Origin of the sequence: Paenibacillus xanthanilyticus (assembly GCF_042682185.1) — a bacterium.
Taxonomy (GTDB): Bacteria; Bacillota; Bacilli; order Paenibacillales; family Paenibacillaceae; genus Paenibacillus_Z; species Paenibacillus_Z xanthanilyticus.
The window spans coordinates 1,271,699-1,293,790 of record NZ_JBHUHA010000001.1; the positions used below are offsets into that span (position 1 = coordinate 1,271,699).

Sequence of the window (22,092 nt, forward strand, 5' to 3'; positions counted from 1 at the left end):
AGGCAAAAAGCGCCGAACGTCCGCAGGGGTCGTATCGGCGCTTGCTATTGACTTTATTCGCTGCTCGCCGGACCGATGTTGACCAGACGAACCTCGGAAAGCGAGATGACCGTCTGTCCTGCGCTGCCGCCGGGGATGTTGCCCATATCGAAGGAAATGCGCGCATTCCGGTAGCTTTCGGCCGTCGCGTCGAATGTGAACGAGAAGGACTGCTCCTCGGTCGTCAGGTCCACCTGCCCGCCGAAATAGCCATGCCATTCATAGTTCGCCGCGACGTCCACCCAACCGATGCCGATGCCCAGCTTCCGCGGCGAGACGGCCTTCGCCTTGAAGGTGAGCGTATACCGGGAACCTTGCTGAACGGCGAATCCTTCGTTGATGACTTGGCGGTCCCATGGGTTGTCCCCGACGCTGCCGATGGCCGCTTGAAGCTTGCCGCCCTCGGCGGTGATTGAGAGCTGGCTCGCGTCTCCGGCGGCATAGGAGAACCAGCCTTCCGTACCGCTGGCGAAATTACCGTTATGCAGCAGATTGACGTTCACCGGTTGTCCGCCGCCATCCGCCGACGGATTCACCTCGTACAGCTGCACGTCGTCGATCACTACCTCGTGAGCGTCACCGGCGGCCGCGGGCACTCCCAGACCGAAGGCGAGTACGGCGGCGTTATCCGTCGGCGCGTTCATCGTGAAGGTATAAGCGAGGTGAGACTGCTCTTGCGCGAGCGCTGTTTCTTCTATTAAATACTTCGTATATTCGCCGTTGCTTTGCGAGACGACGACGTGCATCGTCCTTGGCGTCGACGACCTGGCCGCAAGCTCCAGCCGGTAGGTTTTCCCTTGTTCGACCTTCAGCCCTGCTTGCTGAATCTGATGATCCCACCACTGCGCGCCCGTACCCGGCAGACGGACGGTTAACTCGCCGCCTTCGGCCACCGCCATGCTCGCCGAATCCGTCGTGATCAAATTCCATGTCTCGGTACCGGCATCGAAGTCGCCGTTCCGCACTTTATTTTCCGACATATCTACCCACAGCGTATTATAGTCGCGACCCTGGAACTCGACGTAATAGTTCCTGCCGGCCGCAAGCGCGATCGAATCAAAATAAATCGTCTTGTACGTCTGCCAGCCGCCCGTATTGCCAACGTTCGCTTCGGACTCGGCAATCGTCGCGCCGTTCTCGTCCTTCACGCGAAGCCGAATCGGAGAATCGTCCTCGCCGCTCGCGACTCGCGCGGAGAGCACGTATTCGGCGTCCTTGGCGACGCTGATTTTATATTGAAGCAGGTCGCCTTCGTCCATATAGCCGACGTTCTTGCCCCCTTCCGAGGCATCCTCCAGCTGAAGGCCGCGCATCTCCCAAGCCTGAACAGCCGGGATATGGGCATAAGCCGAGACATGAACCGGCTGTCCGCGCTTCACCAATCGCACGTTGTCCACGTACACGGTGCCCGCGTCGCCGCCGAACAAGAGCTTAAGCTCCGATTCCGCATCGGCCTCCGGCCCGATGACGATCTCTTTCGAATAGGTCGCAAGCTCGGTGCCAAGCTGAACGGACGCGCCCTGCGGGAGTTGCGCGCTTCCTCCGTCCTCCCGGGCGATCGCCACCCGCATGGTCCTCGGCGTATCTGCCTTCGCCTCGAAATAGAGACCGTACGCCGCGCCCGCTTCCAGCTTCAAGCCGGGCTGACTGACGACGACGCTGTCTGCCGCGAACCCTTCTTCTTCAACTTGGACGACCAGCTGCCGCTCCATGATCGGGAACTTGAGGAAGTTGTTCACGCTAATTCGCGCCTTTGCATCCGACGCGATTGCAGGCGACCAGAACCCCAACCGGTCCGTCCCTTGATCGAACGTGCCGTTATAGACCAGGTTCCCGTCCGGGAGCGCACCGCGTTCGATCGTCTCGTCCGGCAGCGGCGGCGCATCGCCGATCTCGACCAGCTTCACGTTTGCAAGATAAACCGTTTCTTCATTTAACCCGAGGTTAAATTCGAACCGGGCGTTATTGTCCGTGCCCTCGCGCATGTCGAAGGTGTATTCAAACGGCTGCCAATCCGTCGTTAGCGTAAAGGTTTGCTCGCCGGAATAATTTTTCCAGCTCTTCTGATATTGGTTTACCTTGGCCATGATCGTTCGGTTCGCGTCCGCTTTGGCCTCGAAAGTCGCCTTGTAGCGCTTGCCATTCTGAACATACATCGGCATCTGCGTGAGCTGGACCGCATACAGCTGCTCGCCCGCGTTCGCGATCGACACCTTCGCTGCCTTCCCTTTCGCCGCGTCCTCGATGACGGACACGCTTCCTTCGCCGCCTGCGTTCAGAAGGAATTGCCAGTCGCGCGGAACGCCGTCCGCGCCTTGCTCGCCGCGGAAATCATGATTGTACAGCTGGTTGCCGTCCGGCTGCGGCTGACGCTGCATCGCCGGTTCCGGCGGATGGCCCGTCACGTCCGGCCATTCGTCCAGCTTCTTATAGGAATAGACGCGTACGAAATCCACCTTCATCTCGTCCGATACGAAATTCGCATCCGGCGAGCCCGGCCAATCGCCGCCGACAGCCAAATTGAGAATCAAGTAGAACGGACGATCGAACGGAGCCGGGTAGGTGTAATATTCCGGCTGGCCCGGACCCTTGGTCTTCCAGTCGCTCACCTCGTGATACAGCCGGCCGTCCACGTAGAACCGGATGACGCCCGGCAGCCATTCAACCTGAAAATCATGATAATCGTTCGCGAACGATGCGCCCTGCGCTAATTCATAGATACCTTGGTCGTGGCCGTGGGAGCCGTCCGGCTGCACGCTGTCATAGTGAAGCGTGCCGTAGACGCGGTGCTTGTTTTGCTCGCCCCCAATCAGCTCCATAATATCGATCTCGCCCGAAGCCGGCCAGCCGCCGTAATGCGCTTCGTCCGTCGGCATCATCCAGATCGCCGGCCACATGCCCTTGTCGACCGGAAGCTTGGCGCGAACAACGACCTTCCCGTATGTCCAATCCCCTTTTCCCTGCGTGATTAGCTTGGCGGACGTGTAATCGCGGCCGCGATACGATTCCTTCTTCGCGGCGACGTTCAGCACGCTGCGGCTGCCGTCCTTCTGTATGGAAGCATTGTTCGGGCTGTAATATTCCAGCTCGTTATTATAAACGACATCCGTATCCAAGACCGTCCACTTGGACGCGTCGATGCCGGGCGCATTGAATTCGTCGCGCCAGACGAGCTCCCAATCCTGGTCGGGAATCGTCGTCGGCGCGACTGGCGGCTCGCTGCCGGCGGGCGGCGTGCCGGGATTCCCCGGCGGCGTCGTCGAATCGGACTTCGGTTCAAAGGAGACTGCGTAGCCCGCGCGCACTTCTTTGCCGTTCACGGTCACCTTGTCGGCCTCCACCAGCAGTCGACCAATCTTCCCATCGGTCGTCAGCTTGGATGTGCCCGCCGTCTCGCCGAAGGTCATCGCGCCGATCGCGCTATCCGCCTCGACCTCGATCTGAGCAGGCTGCCGAACGGCCACCGTCTCCGCACTCGAGCCGGCTTGGAAGGCGACCCGGATCGGCTTTCCCCGCTTATCGATGACGACCCGTCCCAACTTGGCATTCTTGAAGACGATCGAATGGCTCCCGCCGCCCTTAATGATCGCGCTTCCGGTGACCGTTACGCCCTCCAGCGTAACCTCGCCTTCTCCGATGCCTTCCGCGAGCAGCAAGTTACCTTCTATAACGGTGTTCCTTATCGTGACGCCGCCCGTTCGAACGAGGACGTTCCCCGTGATCTTCGCTGCTTCGTATTGCGTCGGCTTCGCAATAAGCACGGACATCATGCCTGCGAGCAGCGATGCCGATTCCGCGCGGGTTATCGGCTTCTTGGGCAGCAGTCGCCCGTTCGCCCCCTTCATCGCCTTCGTCTCCACGAGATAAGTAAGCGCTTTCTCCGCATAGCCGGCTATATCCTCGCTATCGTCAAAGGTCTGCAGCGATGCGACGGACTCCGCCCCCGTCGACAATTGGAAGGCTCGGTCCAGCAAGACTGCCGCGCCTTCTCTCGTCACCGGGGCGTTCGGCGCGAATCGGCCGTCCTCCGTTCCTTCGACGATGCCCGACCCGGCGGCGTTCATGACGGCGCGGTAGTACCACGCCTCGGGAAGCACGTCGGCGAACGATTTGGATCCGACGCCGGCGAAGCCGAACGCCCGATCCAGCACCGCGATGAATTCCGCTCTCGTGATCGGCCGGTTCGGTTGGAACCGCCCGTCCGCATCGCCGGTCATCAGCCCCAGCGCTTGAAGCTGCTCGGCGGCGGGCTTCGCCCAATGCGAGCCGCTCACATCCGCGAATCCTTCCGCGGTCGACAGCTTCTCCGTTTCGCTTGCATATGCCGCCGGACTGATCGCCGAGATCAGCAAGCCGCCGACGAGAATCGAGGACAGCCATTTCGTCATCTTCATGTTCGTCTCCTCCTGAATGTAACGTTCATGCGTTTGGCGAAGACTGCCCTGGGCAGCCCTGCCAACCGAAGCCATGCGCTTATTCCTTTACCGCGCCGATGACCATACCCTTGACGAAAAACCGCTGCAGGAACGGGTAGACGAGCAGGATCGGCAGCGCGCCGATAAAAATTTGAGCCGCCCGCACCGTCCGCTGCGAGATATTCTCCAGCTGGCTCGGATCGACGTTGATTTTGGAGAAATCCTGCTGCACGATGATCGTCTGGAGCAAGGACGCGAGCGGATAATCTTTCACATCCGACATATAGATCATCCCGTCGAACCAGGCATTCCAGTGATAGACCATCGTGAACAGCGACAGCGTCGCGATCGCCGGCATGGAGAGCGGAACGTACACGAGCATGAGCGTCTTCAGCTGACCCGCGCCGTCCAGATAGGCCGCCTCCTCCAGTTCCTTGGGCAGCCCGCGGAAGAAATTCATCATGAGGATAATGTTCCATACCGAGACCGCGCCAGGCAGGATGAGCGCCCAGATCGAATTCATAAGCCCCACCTTCTGCACGAGAATGTAGCTCGGAATAAGACCGCCGCTGAACAAAATCGTGAAGACGAAAAACCATGTATACATCGATCGACCCTTGAAGCTGTGCTCCTCCTTCGCCAGCGGGAAAGCCGTCAGCGTCACGAGCGCCATGCCGATGACGGTCGCCAGCACCGTCCGCTCCGCCGAGATCCAGAGGGAGTTCAAGAAGTTCGAGTTGCCGAACGTCTTGACGTACGCATCGGTCGTAAAGCCGATCGGCCAGAATCCGACCAGATTGGCCGACGCCGGAGCCATGCTGCTGAACGAGACCGCCAGAATGTGGATGATCGGCAGGATGCACAGCAGCGACAGCGCGCCGAGGAAGAGATAGTTTGCGATGCCGAACAATCGATAGCCTGTTGTTTTGTGATACAAGAATGAGCCCTCCTAGATAGAATCCGAGCACCGGACCTCGAGCTTGATTGCGCAAGATTCGATGCCGTGTTAAACCTTGAACTGCTTCGTGATCAATGTTCAAAAAGTCGACCATTCAGCACCGAGAAGGTTGCGTGAAGGCGAAGAAGGAGGCGCGGAGTTTAGGCCAACCTAAATGAGCACCGGACTTCGAGCCTGAACGCAAGATTCGATGTCGAGTTACACCTTGAACTGCTTCGTGATCAATGGGCGACTTTTTGAACTTCCGCTAAAACACGCGGTAGTTGGCGAGTCGGTAGGCCAGCCAGTACGAGACAACGATGAGCACGGTGCCGACGACCGATTTGAACAGGCCGACCGTGGTCGCGAAGCTCATTTTGCCATTCAGAATGCCCAGCCGGTACACGAAGGTGTCGATGATATCCCCCTTCTCGTACACGAGCGGGTTGTACAGATTAAATACCTGATCGAAGCCGGCGTTCAAGATGTTGCCGATCGAGAGCGTCAGCAGCACGATCGCGATCGGCAGGAGCGCGGGCAGCGTAATGTGCAGCGTCTGCTTCAGCCGGTTCGCGCCGTCTACCTCGGCCGCCTCATAAAGGGCGGGGTTAATGCCCGCAAGCGACGCCAGGAACACGATCGTGCCGAAGCCGAATTCCTTCCAGACGTCGCTGACGACGAGCGTCACCCGGAACCAGTCCCCGTCGCCGAGGAAGAACACCGGCTGTCCGCCCAACGCGACGACCAGCTTGTTCACCATCCCGCCGTCCGGGGACAAGATGTCGAGCAGAATGCCACCGAGAATAACCCACGACAGGAAGTGCGGCAGATAGACGAGCGTCTGGGAAATCCGCTTGAACGCCATCGACCTCACCTCGTTCAGCAGCACCGCGAACAGGAACGGCGCGATCAGCCCGGCGACGATTTTGAAGAACGCGATCAGGAGCGTGTTCCAGATGACTTGGTCCACGCCGGGATAGCGGAACAGGAATCGGAAGTTATCGAGCCCGACCCACTTGGACCCGCCAAGACCGAGCCACGGCTTGAAATCCTGGAACGCGATGACGAGCCCGCCCATCGGCACGTACTGGAACAGCAGCGTCAGCAGCACCGCCGGTAAGAGCATCATGTGCAGCGGCCAGTTCCGTTTCAGATTCCATTTTCCCCTTGCGGCAGCCCGCTCGGCGCGCGGCTTACTCGCTTCTAAAGCCAACTCATTCAATTTCGCATCCTCCGTTATTCGACGAATTTTTACTTTGCTAGGTCCGGCAGACCTTGTAATATAACGATTATAGCAACGGCCATTAGCGTTCTATATCCTAAGATTGCAAGAACGGTATTGATATTTTAACTAGATGAGGAGGCTCCCGCCGTGCTGTCGCGCTTCAACGTGTTCACCAAAATCACGCTGCTGATCCTGCTGCTGCTCATCCCCGTCCTCACCTTGTACACCTATTCCAACCGGGAGAGCGTGAAGGTCATCGAGCACGAGATTCAGAGCGGCACGACGAATCGGCTGTCCTTCTTCGCCTCCCAGGTCGAAGCGACGATCTATCAGCTGTCGTTGTACGGCGTGTCAATCGGGCAAGACTCCTCGATCCAGGAGTACCAGCGGCCCGATTTCGCGGGACAGCCGTACGAACGGGTGAAGCTGAGCGTCTCGATTCTGGAGAAAATGAATCTCTACAATGCCGCCAGCAAGTGGCATTCCGACATCACGCTGTACTTCCCCCGCATCCGTCAGGTGCTGTCGACCGACTATTACGCGGCGCTAGCCTATGACGAAAAGCAGTTCGAAGCACCCTTCCCCCAAACATGGCGCTATGAGGGCAACCGGTTCGTCTGGCACGCGACCGACCCCGTGTCGGCGATGGCCAGTCCCAAATTGGCGCGGCTTATTACGAAAATCAGCTTCCCGATCGAGCACTTGACCGCGCTGCTCGACCAGAACAAGATCAACAACAGCGGCGATCCGTTCCTGTTCGACCCGGCCGGCGGCACGATTCGCAACGGTTCGGCGAACGAAGCGCGCATCGCGCTCTTGTCGAACCGGTTGAAGGATACGCCCCTCGCGGAGAACGGCGCCTTCCGCGCCGAGCTGGACGATACCGAATATTTCGTGTCGTATATCCGGTCGAAGAGCCTTGGGTGGTACTATGTCGATTACGTGCCGATGCAGCAAATTTTGACTCCCGTCACGAGCAGCCGGAATCTGTTCTATCTGTCGATCGCGGTGCTGCTCGTCATGAGCGTCGCCGTCGTCTTCGCGCTCTATCGCAGCGTGCAGCTCCCGCTCCTGCAGCTCGTCCGGGGGACGAAACGATTGTCCGCCGGCGACTTCTCCGTACGGCTGCCGAACGCGGAGCGCAACGAATTCAGCGTGCTGTTCGGACGGTTCAATATCATGGCGCAGCGCATCCAGGAGCTGATCGAGAACGTCTACGAGGAGCAGCTGCGCCGGCGCGAGGCGACCTTGAAGCAGCTCCAGTCGCAGATCAACCCGCATTTCCTGTACAATTGCCTGTTCTATATCAAGAACATGGCGCGCATGAAGAACGAGCAGGCCGTTGTCGCGATGTCGCTCAATCTGGGCGAATATTACCGGTATATCACGAGAAGCGAGAATGATCGGGCCACCCTCCGCGAGGAAGTACGCATGGCGACCAACTACTTGAACATCCAGGCGCTCCGGCTGGAGCGGATGAGGTTCGAGATCCGCATCCCCGATGCGATGCTGGAGCGCGCCGTGCCGCGGCTGACGCTGCAGCCCATCATCGAGAACGCCATCGTGCACGGATTGGAGCCGCAAGCCGAGGATGGCGAGATCCTTGTAGACGGGTCGTGCGAGAACGGCTTATGCATGATTACGGTGGAGGACAGCGGAGTCGGCATGACGGATGAAGCCATGGCGGTTTTGCAGCGGAACTTGGAGAAGCCGCTGGACCGAGATATGGGGTGCGGAACATGGAATGTCCATCAACGCATGATCTTTCTCTTCGGCGAAGGCGCCGGCCTCCGTTACGCCCGATCGGCTTCGGGCGGCGTCAGAGTAACGCTAACTTGGCCGGATAATACAGACGAATAGGTGGAGACGCATATGCTGCAATTATTATTGGTGGACGACGAGCGCTCGGTCGTCGAGACACTCGCCGAGACGATTCCGTGGGCGGAATGCGGCATCGGCGCCGTGCACGAGGCGTTGTCCGGCGCGATGGCGCTGGAGGTGCTGGAGAACAACGCGATCGACGTGGTCATGACGGATATCCGGATGCCGGGCATGTCGGGAATCGAGCTCATCACGCAAATCCAGCAGCGATGGCCGCATATTCGGACAATCCTGCTCTCCGGCTATGCGGACTTCGAATATGCCAAGCAGGCGATCGCGCAGCAGACGTTCGATTATTTGCTGAAGCCGGTCAGCGACGAGGATCTGATCGATTCGGTCACGCGCGTCGTCGGGCAAATCAAGGCGAAATGGGAAGAAGCCGCCTCCGTCCAGAAGGCGCTGTACGCGTTGAACGAGAATTTGCCGCTGCTGCGCTCGACGATGCTAAGCGAGCTGCTGGCCGGCAAAGCTTACGCCGCGCCTGCGCTTGCGGATAAGCTCCAGCTGCTCGATTTGCCCTACTCCGTTCAGGACGAATTCAATCTGCTGCTCGTGCGCATGGAGGAGCGGTTCGCCGATCTGTCCGCCCGCGAACAGGCGCTTATGGAATATGCGATTTGCAATATCGTGAGCGAAGTCATGCAGGACGATTTTCACATCTGGCCGACGCGGGATGCGCACGACTATATCGTCATCCTTGTCAAACGGAAAGCGACCGCTTCCGGAGGCGGACCTTCGGACGCCGCGTCATCGCGGCCTCTCGTCGAACGGCATGCCGCGCAAATTCAGACGAACGTGCACAATTACTTAAAGGGCGCCATCTCCATTCTCGTCGGCGGCCGGGGCGTCTTCCCCGACCAAGTCCGAGACATCTACGACCAAGCCGTTCGCTCCATGCGCCAGAAGATGGGGCACGTCCAAGGGCTGTTCGTCATGATGCCGCAGAACGCGGAGCCGGCGAATACCGCGGTGAACGCCGTCTGGTCGCTGTACGAGCCGCCGACGCTCATGCATCTGCTGGAGGCCGGACGGTTCGACGACGTCGAGAGCAAGATCAGGCGGATCTTCGACGAGCTGCTGCGAGCAGACGATGCGGACGTCCCGGAGCGGCTGATCGAAGCGTATCACGTGCTGGCCGGCGCGTTCGCCTACATCATCCGCAAGAACGGCAAGCAGCTGCGCGCAGTCCTGCCGGATGAAGCGTACCGGCATTTCCAAAGTCCCGCCTACTCGACCGCGGCGCAGCTGCACGAGTGGGCGCTGCGGACGCTGCATCGCATTCGCGACGACGCCGAACAGGAGCTGCTGGACAACCACAGCACGATCGTTCGCAGCGTGCGCAGCTTCGTGGACCGCCAGCTGGCCTATGACGTGTCGCTGCCCGCGATTGCCGGCCACGTGCACCTGCACCCGGTCTATTTGTCCAAGGTGTACAAGACGGAGACCGGCGAAGCGCTGACGGAATACGTGTACCGGCTGCGGATGGAGAAGGCGGCCTTCTATCTGCGGACGACGGCGTCGAAGGTGTTCGAAATCGCGGAGCTCGTCGGCTACAACAATACCGCGTACTTTATTCGGGTGTTCAAGAAGTATTACGACGTGACGCCCCAGGAGTACCGGGACAGTCTGCATCAACCGCAAGGGTAACGGCACCAGAACAAAGGGCTTCGCCCCTTCGACCCCGTTTTTATTGCTGCCTCCCCCTTCCCCCTCCGCTGAGGGGAACCAGAGGACTTTGCCCTCTGGACTCCCTTTTTCGTGCTGACTTGATGGTTAGTGGATGGCGGGTGCTTTCGATCGTGGCACGCTTTTGTCCTGCGGACAAAGCTTACGTAGGTGTTGAAGTCCTAAGACATAAGCCTGTCAACTATGGGCCATGGGTGGCTTCACAGGGCGTTTTTCCTTAACCCGACTGCATTGTCTTTCGCTGAGGGGAACCAAAGGACTGAGTCTATGCTCCCGAAGTCGTTTTCCTCCGGAAAACGTTCACCTCTGGACTCCCTCTTCGTGCTTGAACGTTTGTTCGCGTTCGGCGGGTTGGTTTGAGCGGGACACGCTTTTGTCCGGACGGACAAAGCTTCATGCGTAGTTGCCCCCTACCCAGTCCACCAATGCTGTCTTGTTACGCATATCGGGACGGGTGACAGAGCAGTAGGTGCATCAGGGCAATTTTTCAACGACGAAAAAAGCGCCGCGGGGATTACCCCGTGGCGCTCTTTTGCGCTGTTGTCGCGACTGAGGCAAGATACTCTGCCCCATCGCTTATCGTCTATTGTCCGCTGACGGACTGATACCATTCGTTGACTTCCTGCGTGATCTGATCGCCGCCGGACGCCTTCCACTTCTCGACGAAGGCGTCGAACGAATCGATCGGCGCTTTGCCATAGATGATTTGCGAGAACGTGTCCTTCTCCATCTTCGCAAGAATGTCGTTGTTCATCTGCATCGTCGCCGTCGGCGCGCCGGTGAACAGCTGCTGCATCGTGATGTCCTTCTGCTCGAGCACGATCTTCGCCGCGTCCAGCATCGTCTGCGGCGTGCTGAGCTTAAGCTTCTTCTCGAATGGCGTCGCCGCCTCGCCTCCGTCCGCGAGCTTCGCCAGCGTCTCCATGTTCAAGCCCGGAATGCGGGCCCCGTCGAACGTGAGCGTATATTTCTCCGGCGCGAAGCCGCCGGTGTGGGCCGCGTCGGTCGTCGGCTTGCCGTCCAACATGACCCAGTCGTAGCCCTCGGCCAAGCCGTTCTCGAATTCCCCGCCGATCGGCGGATTCGCGAATTGATCGAACAAATAATTCTGATACGTAAAGAACGCTTCCGGGTTCGCCATATCCTTGTTGATCAGCACGACGCCGTTCGCGTTGGACGTGCCGTGGCGACCGGCTTGTCCGTTCGGTCCGGACGGAATCGGATATGCCTTGTACTGCGCGTCCTTGTTGTTCTTCTTCACGTCTTCGAGCGGCCAAGCCGGCATCCAGTGCGGACCCACGACAATGCCCGCCTTGCCAGCAGTGAAGTCCTCCGCCGCCTTCGTCTCGTCGTACAGCCCCGCCTCGGTCGGCAGATAGCCTTTGCCCATCCAATCCTGCAGCTTCGCCAGCGCCTGCTTCGCGCCCGGCGTCACGGAGCCGTACTCCAACTTGCCATCCGCGCCTAAGTTCCATTGGTTCGACATCGTGCCGAATGCGCCGAAGATCCAACCGGCATCGGACATCCACGTGTTGATCCAGTTTTTGAAGCCGATCGCCAGACCGTAGGTATCCTTTTTGCCGTTGCCGTCCGGATCTTGGTTCGCGAACGCGTCCATGACCTTCTCGAGATCGTCCAGCGTCTTCGGCGCGGACAAGCCCAACTTCTTCATCCAATCCTCGCGAATCCACATGACCGGGTCGCCGTTGTACGCGTAATCGAGAATCGGTATGCCGATCCGCTTGCCGTCTTGCATGTACGGATACCAGACCGAAGGATCCTCCGCCATCGCCTTCTTCCACGTCTCGCTCGCGTACTGGTCGAACAGCTCGCCCGCGTCGACGAACCGGCCGGAATCGATCAGCTCCCGGACGAGGTTGAAGTCGCCGCGGTACGAAATAATATCCGGCATTTTCTCATTCGTCGCCAGCGACAGGCGCAGCTTCGTCTCGAACGCATTGTTGGTCGACGGCGAGATCCATTGATTTTTGAGCTCGATGCCAAGCTTCTCGCGCGCCCACTTCACATGCACGTTGTTGTCCTGATTCTCTCCGTCCTTGAACTTCACGTCCGGTCCCCACGGGCGGAGATACGTGATCGTAATCGGCGGATCGTATTTGCCGTCCTTCAGCCCCGCGCCTGCATCCGCTTTCGCCTCGGCGTTCGCCGGCTGCTCGTTCGCCCCTTCGCCCGCGTTCTCACCCGCATTATTGCCGCAGCCGCTCGCGATCGCAGCCAGCGAGACGAGGCCGGTCAGCAGCATCGCGCCCATGCGCTTCTTGTTCCGTGTGTCCAACGTTGTTTCCCCCAATTCGTAGGTTGTGTACAAAGCCTATAGTAAAGAAACCGCGTTTGGTCCGCCTATACAAAGATTGCAACATCGATTGCACTTCTTTAGGATGTTGCATATTGAATAGTATTTCTTGCAAAAGTAGCATCTTCCTCTCGCGGAGACCGCGCAATTTGGCTTACGGCGTCGATTTAACGGCATAGACGGCAAAAAAGCAGCCCCTGGCAGGGCTGCTCGTCTGATCATTCTTGTCCGGCGATACCGTTCGCATCGCTTTAATTGCTCGTATACTTCACCCAATCATACTCGGCGTACAGCGGATTCGCCCCGTTATACGCGCCAAGCCAGCTGTCGACTCCCGTCCCGTTCCAAATGTTCATCATGATTTTGCCCGGATGACTCGGGATATTGGTCGTCGCCGTATGCTTCAGAACCCCGTCGACATACCACTTGATATGCCCAGGCTGCCAGTCGAATGCGTACGTATGGAAGCCGGCAGCCGCATCAAAGCCGAGGTCCACCAGCTTCTCGTGTCCGCCGACGCCGTTGGTGAAGTAATTGAATTGCACCTTGGTCGTGTCCTTGCCCAGGAATTCGATGTCGATCTCGTCCCAAGCCGTGCCTTCGCTGGGACCCGTGTACGTGAAGAAAGACGAGACGATGCCCACGTTCTTCGCCGGTTTCATGCTCACCTCGTAGAGACCGTAGCCCGTCTTGAACGTCGAACGATATTCGCCGCAGTCGAACTTGTTGTACGCGGAGCTCGTCAATCCGAGTCGAAGCTTGCCATCGGCTGTGAAGCCGACGTTGTTCGCCCGCCACGTGCAGTTGAACATCCCGCCGTTCGAATAACCGTCGGCCTTCTGCCACGTAGCGGAATTGAAATACGTCAGCGGCTCCCAGAATACGGACGCGCCATAAGCGTTCGTGACAAGCAAGACGGACGCGATGACCGTCGCAATCGAGGTAAGCCAAGTTTTCTTCTTCATCATTACACCTCCGCATCAATTCGCCTGGAATATGAACGCACGCCTGCAACCAGCCGCATTCACGCCTCCCTTCCTTCTGAAATAAAGCGTTTTCATTTCCGGCGATTTCATTGTAGCGCCTAGCGGCCGGGACATTATATAGCAACCTTGCAAGATCAGATAGCAATATCTAAAGGTTTGCGTTCCCAATCCAAAGATTGGGAACGCAGCATTCAGCGAACGCGAAAACGGGGGTGTCCCAAAAGTCATCAAAAGATGACCTTGGGATACCCCGTTTTTTAAAAACAATGTCTGGGTTACCGCACCCACTGCGCGGTCACATGTTCTTCCGATCGCTGTTGTTCCCGGATTCCCTGAATGTAATGGGCGAAGGTAGGAATCCGCTCACAAAGGCGAACGCTGACGCTTCTCCAGAATCATGCGACCTGCTCCGTTTTGGCTAACCATTCATTAAAATTTCAAAACAAAAGAAGCCTGTCCTTGTTAGAATGGAAGTACCACCAACCATCTAACCAAAGGAGAGGCTTCTTTTGTACAAAGAATATACCATGGACCAACTGTCCTTGCCAATGGACTTGCAAGAAGATATCCCTCAAAACCATCTCGTTCGCATCGTCAATGATGCGGTCGACCGCTTAAATATGAACCTCTTCACCAAGGCCTATCCCGGCGGCGGTCGGGACAGCTACCACCCCAAAATGCTGACGAAGATCATCATCTACGCTTACACGCAGCGGATTTACTCCTCACGCCAAATTGCCAAAGCCGTTCGGGAGAACATCATGTTCATGTGGCTGGCTGCGCGGCAGCGCCCAGACTTCCGCACCATTAATCGCTTTCGTTCCGAGCGCATGAAAGACGTATTGGAATCCATTTTCACCGCCGTTCTTCAGTTTCTCATCGAAGCGAAGTACGTCAAACTCGAGCATTACTTCGTAGACGGGACCAAGATTGAAGCCAATGCGAACCGCTACACCTTCGTCTGGGGTAAGGCGGTCATTAAACACAAAATGAAACTGCAGGAGAAAGTACAGACCTTGTTCGCGACCATCGAAGAAGCGGAGAAGCAGGAAGATCAAGTCCTCCGCGGTCTGGATCTAAGTGAGCTTGGTGAAGCAGCAGACATGACGAGCGAAAAGCTGGAACATGCGGTGCAGCAGCTCGAACAACGACTCGAAGCGAAACCAAAGGACAAGCCGCTCAAGAAAACAGTTCGCATCCTTCGTAAAGACCTGCTGCCGCGACTCCAAAAGTACGAATCCCAGCAAACCATCTTGGGGAGCCGCAACAGTTTCAGCAAAACAGATCCAGACGCCACCTTCATGCGCATGAAAGAAGACCATATGCGAAATGGTCAGCTCAAACCCGGCTACAATGTACAGATCGGAACCGAGAACCAATTCATCCTAGGGTACAGCGTTCACCATCGTCCAACGGACACCAGATGCCTGAAGCCGCATCTGGAGAAAGTGAAACACGCATTAGGAGTACTACCTGGCACGATCATCGCGGACGCCGGCTATGGCGGAGAAGAGAACTACGCGTACCTGGAGCAAGAAAACGTGGAAGCCATTGTGAAGTACGCAACGTACCATCGCGAGAACACCAAGGCTTGGCAGCAAGACGTGAGCGAACTAGATAACTGGACGTACACCGCTGAAGAGGACAGCTGGGTATGTGTGGCGGGACAAACGCTTACCTTCCGCAGAGAAAGCAAAGAACGTACGGAAAGCGGTTATGAACTTTGCCACCGTCATTACCGTAGTGCCAGCTGCGAAGGATGTCCGCTAAAAGTAAACTGCACAAAGGCAGCTGGTGACCGCGAGATTAAAGTGAGCCTGGATTATCTTCGCTACAAGCAACAGGCACGTGAGCGCTTGAAGAGCGAAGAAGGCTACGCACTCTCGGTTCGACGAATGCATGAACCCGAGAGCGTATTTGGACAGATGAAGAACAACCGGGGATTCCGAAGATTCCTGCTTCGGGGCTTGCCAAAAGTGAGCCTGGAGGTCGGGTGGCTTTCGCTCGCCCATAATTTGCTGAAGAAAGCCGCAATGGACCGAAAATGGCAAATGGCGTCACAGGGATAAGACCCTGTAACGCCATTTTTTGTGCAATTGGAGGCCATTCGCGAGTTAGGAGTCACTTACTTCAACCCTTTTGAGACGGCCTCGCCCCTGACGCCCAGCTTAATACGCGTAAATCGCAGAACTGGCGTACGTTTGACCTGCTAGCTTGCCTACTCCTTCATCCGGAACCATACGCTCATCTCGCCGGCGCCCCGATTGCCCCACGCGCTGTACGGCACCCATTGCAGCTGTACGGACTCCGCCTTCCGGCTGACCGGACGATACAGCTCGCAGCTCCAATCCGCTTGCGCGTCGCGGAAGCCTTCCCCCTTCAGCACGACCGTTCCGCCGAGGACGTCCGGCTCCAACACGGCCTCGAACTTCGCATCCGGCTTGACCGCGATCGCGGACAGATGGCTGCCGTTGTCCGTCTCCTCCAGACAGTAGACGAGCGGGCCGCGGGTCATCGCCGCCTTGCCGGCATTCGCCCGGACGCTCGGATTCGCTTCGATCAGGCGCGCTTCCATCGGCAGCGCAAGCTCGAGGGCATCTCCGTCTCCCCATGTCCGAGTTACGTAGAGATACCCTTTGCGGAGACCCTCGCCGCCCGGCTGCAGCGGTTGTCCGTTGACCTTGACTTCGAAGCCGTCCGCCCACGACGGAATGCGCATCGCCAGCGTGAATGTGCGCGGCTCCCCGATCCCCACCGTTAACCGCACGTTCCCGCTCCATGGATAATCGGTCTCCTGCTTCAGCTTGATCGCCGCGCCGCCCGGCAGCGCCGCTTCGGCTTCGCTGCCGATATAGAGATGGGTGTAGATCGTCTGATCGTCCGTCGTATAGATATACTCGCCGAGCGAGGATAGCAGCCGCGAGACGTTCGGCGGGCAGCAAGCGCAGCCGAACCACTTCTGCCGGACCGGCTTCACGTGATGGCGGCCGGGATTCTTCTCGCTCGCCTCCGGCCACACGTCAAGCGGATTCACGTAGAAGAAGTGCTTGCCGTCCTGCTGCATGCTGCCGGCGACGTTGTTGTAGAGCGCCCGCTCCAGCACGTCGGCATATTCGGCGTCGGCTTCGATTTGAAGCATGCGGTGCGCGAAGAAGATGAGGCCGATCGAGGCGCATGTCTCCGCATAGACCGTGTCATTGGGCAAATCGTAATCGAACGAGAACGCTTCCCCGTGATGCGTGGAGCCGATGCCGCCCGTAATGTACATTTGCCTGCCGACCATGTTGTTCCACAGCTTGCGGCATGCCAGCAGCAGCTGCTCGTCGCCCGTAAGCGCTGCCAAATCCGCCATGGCGGTATACATATACACTGCGCGGACCGAATGTCCGACCGCGACGTCCTGCTCGCGGACCGGCTTATGGGCTTGATTGTAAGCCGGGTCCGGCTTGCGCGTGACGCCAGCCTGCCAGTGCGAGGTTCTGCCCCGCTTCTCCCATTCCGCAAGCAAGAAATTCGGCTCTTGTCCGCGCTCGTTAATAAAGAAGGCGGCCAGCTTCGCATACTTTTCTTCGCCGGTCGTCTTGTACAGCTTCACGAGCGCGAGCTCGATCTCCTGATGACCGTCGTATCCGCGGAGCTTGCCCGGCTCAGGCCCGAATACGGCGTCGATGTAATCGGCGAACCTGCACATGGCGTCCAGCAGCTTGCGCTTGCCCGTCGCTTCGTAATAAGCCACGGCCGCTTCGATCATATGTCCGGCGCAGTAAAGTTCGTGGCAATCGAACAAATTCGTCCATCTTTGCTCCGGCGCCTTGATCGTGAAGTACGTGTTCAAATACCCGTCCGGCTGCTGCGCTTCCACGATCAGATCGATCGCGCCGTCTGCGATCGCCTCAAGCTCCGGATCGGGATGGACCGCCAGGCTGTAGCCGACGGCCTCCAGCCATTTCGCCAAATCGGAATCCTGAAAGACGAATCCGCCGAATTCGCCCTCTTCATGTCCTGCGGCAATGCGGAAATTGCGGATCGCGTAACTCGGCTCCGCGTCCTCCACGCGGTCATTGAGCGCATCCCATTGATACGGAATGACCGTATCCCGGACCAGCCGGGTGTAGACCGACCAATACTTATCTTCAATTCGGACCTGCTTGAACGAAACGGGCCGGCTTGCGTGCAAATTCGTTTGGATCATCCGGGCATCATCCTCCGCCTTCAATTTTTCATCCTTCTCAGATGCCATTTTATCGCTTATAGTAAGGACTAACTACGTAGAAACTAACCTTGTTTTTTCAAAATATGAACCTCAGCCACAAAGGAGATCGGCGGCTTATGAACGAATCCGCGGAACGTATCGTGTCCTTCGATATGCCGGCCATGCCCTATTATGCGGAATGCGGCAAAACCGTCTATGCCCCCGGCGAGCAGCACCCGAACCGGCGAAATCTGGGGCTGTTCGATCTGCTCATCGTCGAGAAGGGAATGCTGTACATTGGCGAAGATGAGCGGCAATGGGCGGTGGGGGCCGGCCAATCGCTGCTCCTGCTGCCAGACCGCCACCATTATGCGGCGAAACCGTGCGAGACGGCCACCGCCTTCTTCTGGCTTCACTTCCATGCCGCCGGCGCATGGCGGGAGACGGACGGATTCGAGCCGCCGCCGTCCGCCTTGCCGGAAGCGGCCGCAGCTTCGCCGGAGGCGGCGTATTCGCCTTCCTCGCCCTATACGATCGGCATGCTCCAATATGCCGCCCTCGTATCGCCTAAGCAAACGTTCCTGCAGCTCGAGAAGCTGCTGAGACTGCACGAAGCGCGCCGATCGGAGTCGTTCTGGGAGCAGCAGACGCTGTTCCAGCAGCTGCTGCGCATGTACGACGAGGCGTTACAGCAATCGTCCGCTTCGCCGGCGCAGCACGTCGCCGAGCGGACGGAAGCATACATTAAGCAGCATTACCGGGAGCCGATCACGAATGCCCGGCTGGGCGAAGCGCTGCATTTTCATCCCGGGTACATCGTGCGATGCATGAAGGAAACGTACCGCTGTACGCCGATGGATTATTTGCTCTACTACCGGATCGAGCGCGCGAAGCTGCTGCTGTTGAAGACCGAACTGCCCGTCGCGGCGGTCGCGGAGGCGGTCGGCTTCAACCAGACGCCGTATTTCTCCGTCTGCTTCAAGCAGCAGACGGGGCTTGCGCCGCTCCAATTCCGCAAGCAGTATTCGTATCCGAAGAGAGCCGCCGCGGGGGACCGGTTGTTCGGGGAGTCGGCCGGACGAACGCGCGCCGGGATACGCGAAGAACAGCGAGAGATGTAGCCAACAGAAGAGAGGTGCAGCCAGATGTGGAGACCGGACCGCGCGAGCGATCGTCCGCTATACCGACAAATCGCAGCTTATATCGAACAACGCATTTCGCTCGGCGAGATGCCGCCCGGCAGCCCGCTTCCGTCCGAGCGCAAGCTGGCCCAGCAGCTGGGCGTCAACCGGAGCACCGTCATGCAGGCGTACGAGACGCTTCGCGCATCCGGCTTAATTGAGAGCTTGACGGGAAGCGGCACCCGCGTCTGTCGGGATCGGGGAGGCTCGGCTCCAAAGCAGACGCCGAATTGGAGCCGGTACGTGGAAAGCGGAACGCTGCAGCCTAACCTGCCGATCATGCGCCGGATTCGGGAAGGTCTCCATAGCGGCGTGCCGTTCATTAATTTCGCAGGCGGTGAGCTGGCGCCGGAGCTATCGCCGAGCGATGCCATCGCGGATATTATGGCGAGCCACCCGTTCCGGGAACCGCTCAGCTACGGCAACCCGCAGGGCTATGTGCCGCTGCGCGTGGCGCTCGCCTCCTTCCTGCTGGAGCAGCGCGGCATTCCGGCGACTGACGAGTCGATTCTGATCACGTCCGGCTCGCAGCAATCGTTGTACCTCCTTACGCAATGCCTGCTTAATCCCGGCGATGCGATCGCGATCGAGAATCCCTCCTATGCGCACTCGCTGGCGATGTTTCAATCCGCGGGCATTCGCTTGTTCGGATTGCCCGTCGACGATGAAGGCGTTCATCCGGACGGCATCCGATCGTTGTACAAGCAGCATCGCGTTCGCATGGTCTTGTTGAATCCGAATTATCAGAACCCGACCGGAAGGGTCATGAGCGCCGAACGAAGAGCCGAGGCGCTGGCCTGCTGCGAAGAGCTTGGCATCCCGATCGTCGAGGACGATCCGTTCAGCTTGACCGCCTTCGGCGAAGACCCCCCGCCGCCGCTGAAGTCGCTCGACCGCAACGGTACCGTGCTCTACATCGGCTCCTTGTCCAAAGTAGCCGCTTCCGGCCTTCGGATCGGCTGGATGGTAGCCCCTCATACCGTGATCAGCCGGCTCGCGGACGCGCGGCAGCAGATGGATTTCGGCCTCAGCATCTTCCCGCAATGGATCGCCGCCCGCCTGCTCGATTCATCGTCGTTCCTGCCGCATCTCGAACGGCTCCGGACGTCGCTTCGCGATCGACGCGACCTTATGGCTTCGGCGCTGCGGCGCATGCTGCCAAGCGAGATCTCGTTCGAATTGCCGCAAGGCGGATTGAATCTGTGGTGCCGGATTCATGGAGAGGTCAACGATTACACGCTGCTGGAGAACGGCATCAAGAACGGCGTCGTCTTCGTGCCGGGCAGCGTCTACGGCGCGGAGCAGGGCTTCGTCCGCCTCTCGTACGCCCGGCCGCCGATGGAAGAAATCGAGATGGGCATCGACAAATTAGCGCAGGCGATACTCAAGAGTCTCCGAACGTAAAGAAGGCCGCTTCCGAATTCGTCGGAGCGGCCTTGTCCAATTGCATCGCTTCCGGCACAGCCGGATGCAGCAATTAATTCCTATTTACCTATTGATATACCAGATCAGCCCGATGAGGCTCAACACGGTAACGACGGCATAGAGAATGGACAGTCTCTTCCATTTGGCGCCGTGTTTGCGGTCGTAATCCGGGTCCTCCGCTTTGTTCTCCTTCGAGAAACCGACGGCCAAGGTGGCAATGAGCGCCACCGCGATGACCGCGATAACCAAGATATAGCCGATGCCCATCGTAACGGCACCTCCCTGCGCGATGTGTATGGCAGCCGAACGATTAGTGCCGCTTTTCGACCAGCTTGTCGTCATCGCGGATCAAGCCCGAACCGCCCAAGTAGACAAGCGCGACGCTCACAATCATGATCACGCTCAGAATTACAATATATGTCATGTATAATCCCCGCCTTATTCCGAAAATATTCGTGCTGACACTCATTGTATAGGGTTTGGCCGGTGATGAAACGAGCCAATTTCGCGCTGTTTTGACCCATCCACTTCAACAAAATGACACGTTATGCGAGAAGAGAATCTACATCCGACCCGCACAGACGGGTACCCGAAGGCCTGCCGCGCCATTTGAAGGCACGCTTTGTCCCTTTGCAGGTTTACGAATCCCTGCCCATTCGATATACTTATAACCGTAAATATTACTAAGTTGAGGAGGTAAGTTTTGCCTGGTACGCTTGCCAAATACGCGCTGCACACCCTTACAGCCGCGCTGCTCCTCTTGTTGTTCTTCACGTTAACGGGCCGCGGCGCGTCGTTGTTCGACTCGTTCACGTTCACCGCCGCGCAGTGGCACAATATGAAAACGGTGTTCGTCAGCATTTTCCTGGAGGCGCTGCCTTTCATCCTGCTGGGCTCGCTCGTCTCCTCCGCCTTGCACCTTTACGTATCCGAGGATACGGTGCGCAGGTGGCTGCCTCGCAGCCCGCTGCTCGGCATCCTCTATGCCTGCGCGCTCGGCATTCTACTGCCGATCTGCGAATGCGGCATGATCCCGATCATGCGAAGGCTCATTCGCAAAGGCATGCCCGTTTACATCGGCATCACGTACATATTGGCTGCCCCGATCATCAACCCGGTGACCTATGCGGCGACATCGATGGCGTTCCCCGCGAATCCGTCTATGGCCGCGATGCGGCTGGCGCTCGCTTTCGTCGTCGCTTCCGCCGTCGGGCTCGTGCTGTTCCGAACAGTACGGCGGAATCCGCTTAAGGCGGACGTAAGCATCAGACAAGCTCATGCTCATGCCCATGACCATGGACACGATCATGTCCATGCGCATGATCCTGACCGCGCGCATGGACAACACGATGTCCACGAGCATGATCATTCGCGCGACCCCGCTCGGCGCAAGGCGGTCGGCGTGTTCACGCATGCCGCCGAGGAATTTGTCGAGATGGGCAAATATTTGATGTTGGGCGCCTTCTTGACCGCATGCGTGCAAACGTTCATCAGCCGGGAAGATCTGCTGACGCTGAGCGGCGGAACGTTCGGCGCGCACGCGTTCATGATGGTCTTCGCTTACGTGATCTCGCTGTGCTCGACGTCGGATGCGTTCATCGCCGCTTCGTTCGCGAGCACGTTCCCGCCAAGCGCGCTGCTCGCCTTCCTGGTGTTCGGACCGATGATCGATTTCAAGAACACACTGATGCTGATGTCGGTATTCCGCAGCCGTTTCGTCGCGCAGCTGATCGTCCTCGTGACGGCGGCCGTCCTTGTCCTGTCCTTGATCCTGAATAAAGCGATGTAACCCGGCCGCATGCCGGAAAGGA

The 22,092-nt window shown here is 58.4% G+C and carries 13 protein-coding genes; 6 read left to right on the forward strand and 7 right to left on the reverse strand.

Annotated elements, in window-relative coordinates; genetic code table 11:
- Window positions 1-53 precede the first annotated feature (53 nt).
- The 3 genes from ACFSKT_RS05265 to ACFSKT_RS05275 form a co-directional block, all read right to left on the reverse strand.
- Window positions 54-4,433 carry a carbohydrate binding domain-containing protein gene (locus tag ACFSKT_RS05265; protein ID WP_377719008.1) on the reverse strand — a complete coding sequence of 1,460 codons (4,380 nt, stop codon included), beginning with the start codon at window positions 4,431-4,433 and terminating at the stop codon, window positions 54-56.
- Window positions 4,434-4,512: 79 nt separating this feature from the next.
- Complete coding sequence (locus tag ACFSKT_RS05270; RefSeq protein WP_377719009.1) at window positions 4,513-5,391, reverse strand: carbohydrate ABC transporter permease; 879 nt, start codon at window positions 5,389-5,391, stop codon at window positions 4,513-4,515.
- Window positions 5,392-5,659: 268 nt separating this feature from the next.
- Window positions 5,660-6,520, reverse strand: a complete 861-nt coding sequence (locus ACFSKT_RS05275) for an ABC transporter permease (protein WP_377719017.1) — start codon at window positions 6,518-6,520, stop codon at window positions 5,660-5,662.
- A 243-nt stretch (window positions 6,521-6,763) separates the two neighbouring features.
- Between ACFSKT_RS05275 and ACFSKT_RS05280 the strand changes: the two genes are divergently transcribed.
- Window positions 6,764-8,476 carry a sensor histidine kinase gene (locus tag ACFSKT_RS05280; RefSeq protein ID WP_377719010.1) on the forward strand — a complete coding sequence of 571 codons (1,713 nt, stop codon included), beginning with the start codon at window positions 6,764-6,766 and terminating at the stop codon, window positions 8,474-8,476.
- 12 nt (window positions 8,477-8,488) lie between these two features.
- On the forward strand, window positions 8,489-10,144 hold the full coding sequence (locus tag ACFSKT_RS05285; protein ID WP_377719011.1) for a response regulator: 1,656 nt from the start codon (window positions 8,489-8,491) through the stop codon (window positions 10,142-10,144).
- Window positions 10,145-10,766: 622 nt separating this feature from the next.
- On the opposite strand, the gene ACFSKT_RS05290 is transcribed toward ACFSKT_RS05285, so the two are convergent.
- Both ACFSKT_RS05290 and bglS read right to left on the reverse strand, forming a co-directional pair.
- Window positions 10,767-12,455, reverse strand: coding sequence for an extracellular solute-binding protein (locus tag ACFSKT_RS05290; protein WP_377719018.1), 1,689 nt, complete (start codon window positions 12,453-12,455; stop codon window positions 10,767-10,769).
- 293 nt (window positions 12,456-12,748) lie between these two features.
- Window positions 12,749-13,462 carry a beta-glucanase gene (gene bglS / locus ACFSKT_RS05295; protein ID WP_377719012.1) on the reverse strand — a complete coding sequence of 238 codons (714 nt, stop codon included), beginning with the start codon at window positions 13,460-13,462 and terminating at the stop codon, window positions 12,749-12,751.
- Between the two features lie 530 nt (window positions 13,463-13,992).
- Here bglS and ACFSKT_RS05300 point away from each other — a divergent pair.
- Complete coding sequence (locus ACFSKT_RS05300; RefSeq protein WP_377776307.1) at window positions 13,993-15,552, forward strand: IS1182 family transposase; 1,560 nt, start codon at window positions 13,993-13,995, stop codon at window positions 15,550-15,552.
- A gap of 149 nt (window positions 15,553-15,701) precedes the next feature.
- On the opposite strand, the gene ACFSKT_RS05305 is transcribed toward ACFSKT_RS05300, so the two are convergent.
- Window positions 15,702-17,675: a glycoside hydrolase family 127 protein gene (locus ACFSKT_RS05305; RefSeq protein ID WP_377717379.1), complete on the reverse strand. Its 1,974-nt coding sequence runs from the start codon at window positions 17,673-17,675 to the stop codon at window positions 15,702-15,704.
- Window positions 17,676-17,812: 137 nt separating this feature from the next.
- On the opposite strand from ACFSKT_RS05305, the gene ACFSKT_RS05310 reads away from it, so the two are divergent.
- Window positions 17,813-18,796: a helix-turn-helix transcriptional regulator gene (locus ACFSKT_RS05310; RefSeq protein ID WP_377717380.1), complete on the forward strand. Its 984-nt coding sequence runs from the start codon at window positions 17,813-17,815 to the stop codon at window positions 18,794-18,796.
- A gap of 24 nt (window positions 18,797-18,820) precedes the next feature.
- On the forward strand, window positions 18,821-20,260 hold the full coding sequence (pdxR, locus tag ACFSKT_RS05315) for a MocR-like pyridoxine biosynthesis transcription factor PdxR (RefSeq protein ID WP_377717381.1): 1,440 nt from the start codon (window positions 18,821-18,823) through the stop codon (window positions 20,258-20,260).
- Window positions 20,261-20,344: 84 nt separating this feature from the next.
- Here the strand turns inward: pdxR and ACFSKT_RS05320 are convergent, their stop codons facing one another.
- Complete coding sequence (locus ACFSKT_RS05320) at window positions 20,345-20,548, reverse strand: hypothetical protein (RefSeq protein WP_377717383.1); 204 nt, start codon at window positions 20,546-20,548, stop codon at window positions 20,345-20,347.
- Window positions 20,549-20,984: 436 nt separating this feature from the next.
- Between ACFSKT_RS05320 and ACFSKT_RS05325 the strand changes: the two genes are divergently transcribed.
- Entirely contained in the window at window positions 20,985-22,070 is a 1,086-nt protein-coding gene (locus ACFSKT_RS05325; protein ID WP_377717384.1) for a permease, read from the forward strand.
- Window positions 22,071-22,092: the final 22 nt, after the last annotated feature.

Bases quoted from the DNA above. Each gene is read 5' to 3' on its own strand.
- ACFSKT_RS05290 (WP_377719018.1), bottom strand. From the start codon at position 12,455: ATGGGCGCGATGCTGCTGACCGGCCTCGTCTCGCTGGCTGCGATCGCG.
- ACFSKT_RS05265 (WP_377719008.1), bottom strand. From the start codon at position 4,433: ATGAAGATGACGAAATGGCTGTCCTCGATTCTCGTCGGCGGCTTGCTG.
- ACFSKT_RS05320 (WP_377717383.1), bottom strand. From the start codon at position 20,548: ATGGGCATCGGCTATATCTTGGTTATCGCGGTCATCGCGGTGGCGCTC.
- pdxR (WP_377717381.1), top strand. From the start codon at position 18,821: ATGTGGAGACCGGACCGCGCGAGCGATCGTCCGCTATACCGACAAATC.
- ACFSKT_RS05285 (WP_377719011.1), top strand. From the start codon at position 8,489: ATGCTGCAATTATTATTGGTGGACGACGAGCGCTCGGTCGTCGAGACA.
- bglS (WP_377719012.1), bottom strand. From the start codon at position 13,462: ATGAAGAAGAAAACTTGGCTTACCTCGATTGCGACGGTCATCGCGTCC.
- ACFSKT_RS05275 (WP_377719017.1), bottom strand. From the start codon at position 6,520: ATGATGCTCTTACCGGCGGTGCTGCTGACGCTGCTGTTCCAGTACGTG.
- ACFSKT_RS05305 (WP_377717379.1), bottom strand. From the start codon at position 17,675: ATGATCCAAACGAATTTGCACGCAAGCCGGCCCGTTTCGTTCAAGCAG.
- ACFSKT_RS05310 (WP_377717380.1), top strand. From the start codon at position 17,813: ATGAACGAATCCGCGGAACGTATCGTGTCCTTCGATATGCCGGCCATG.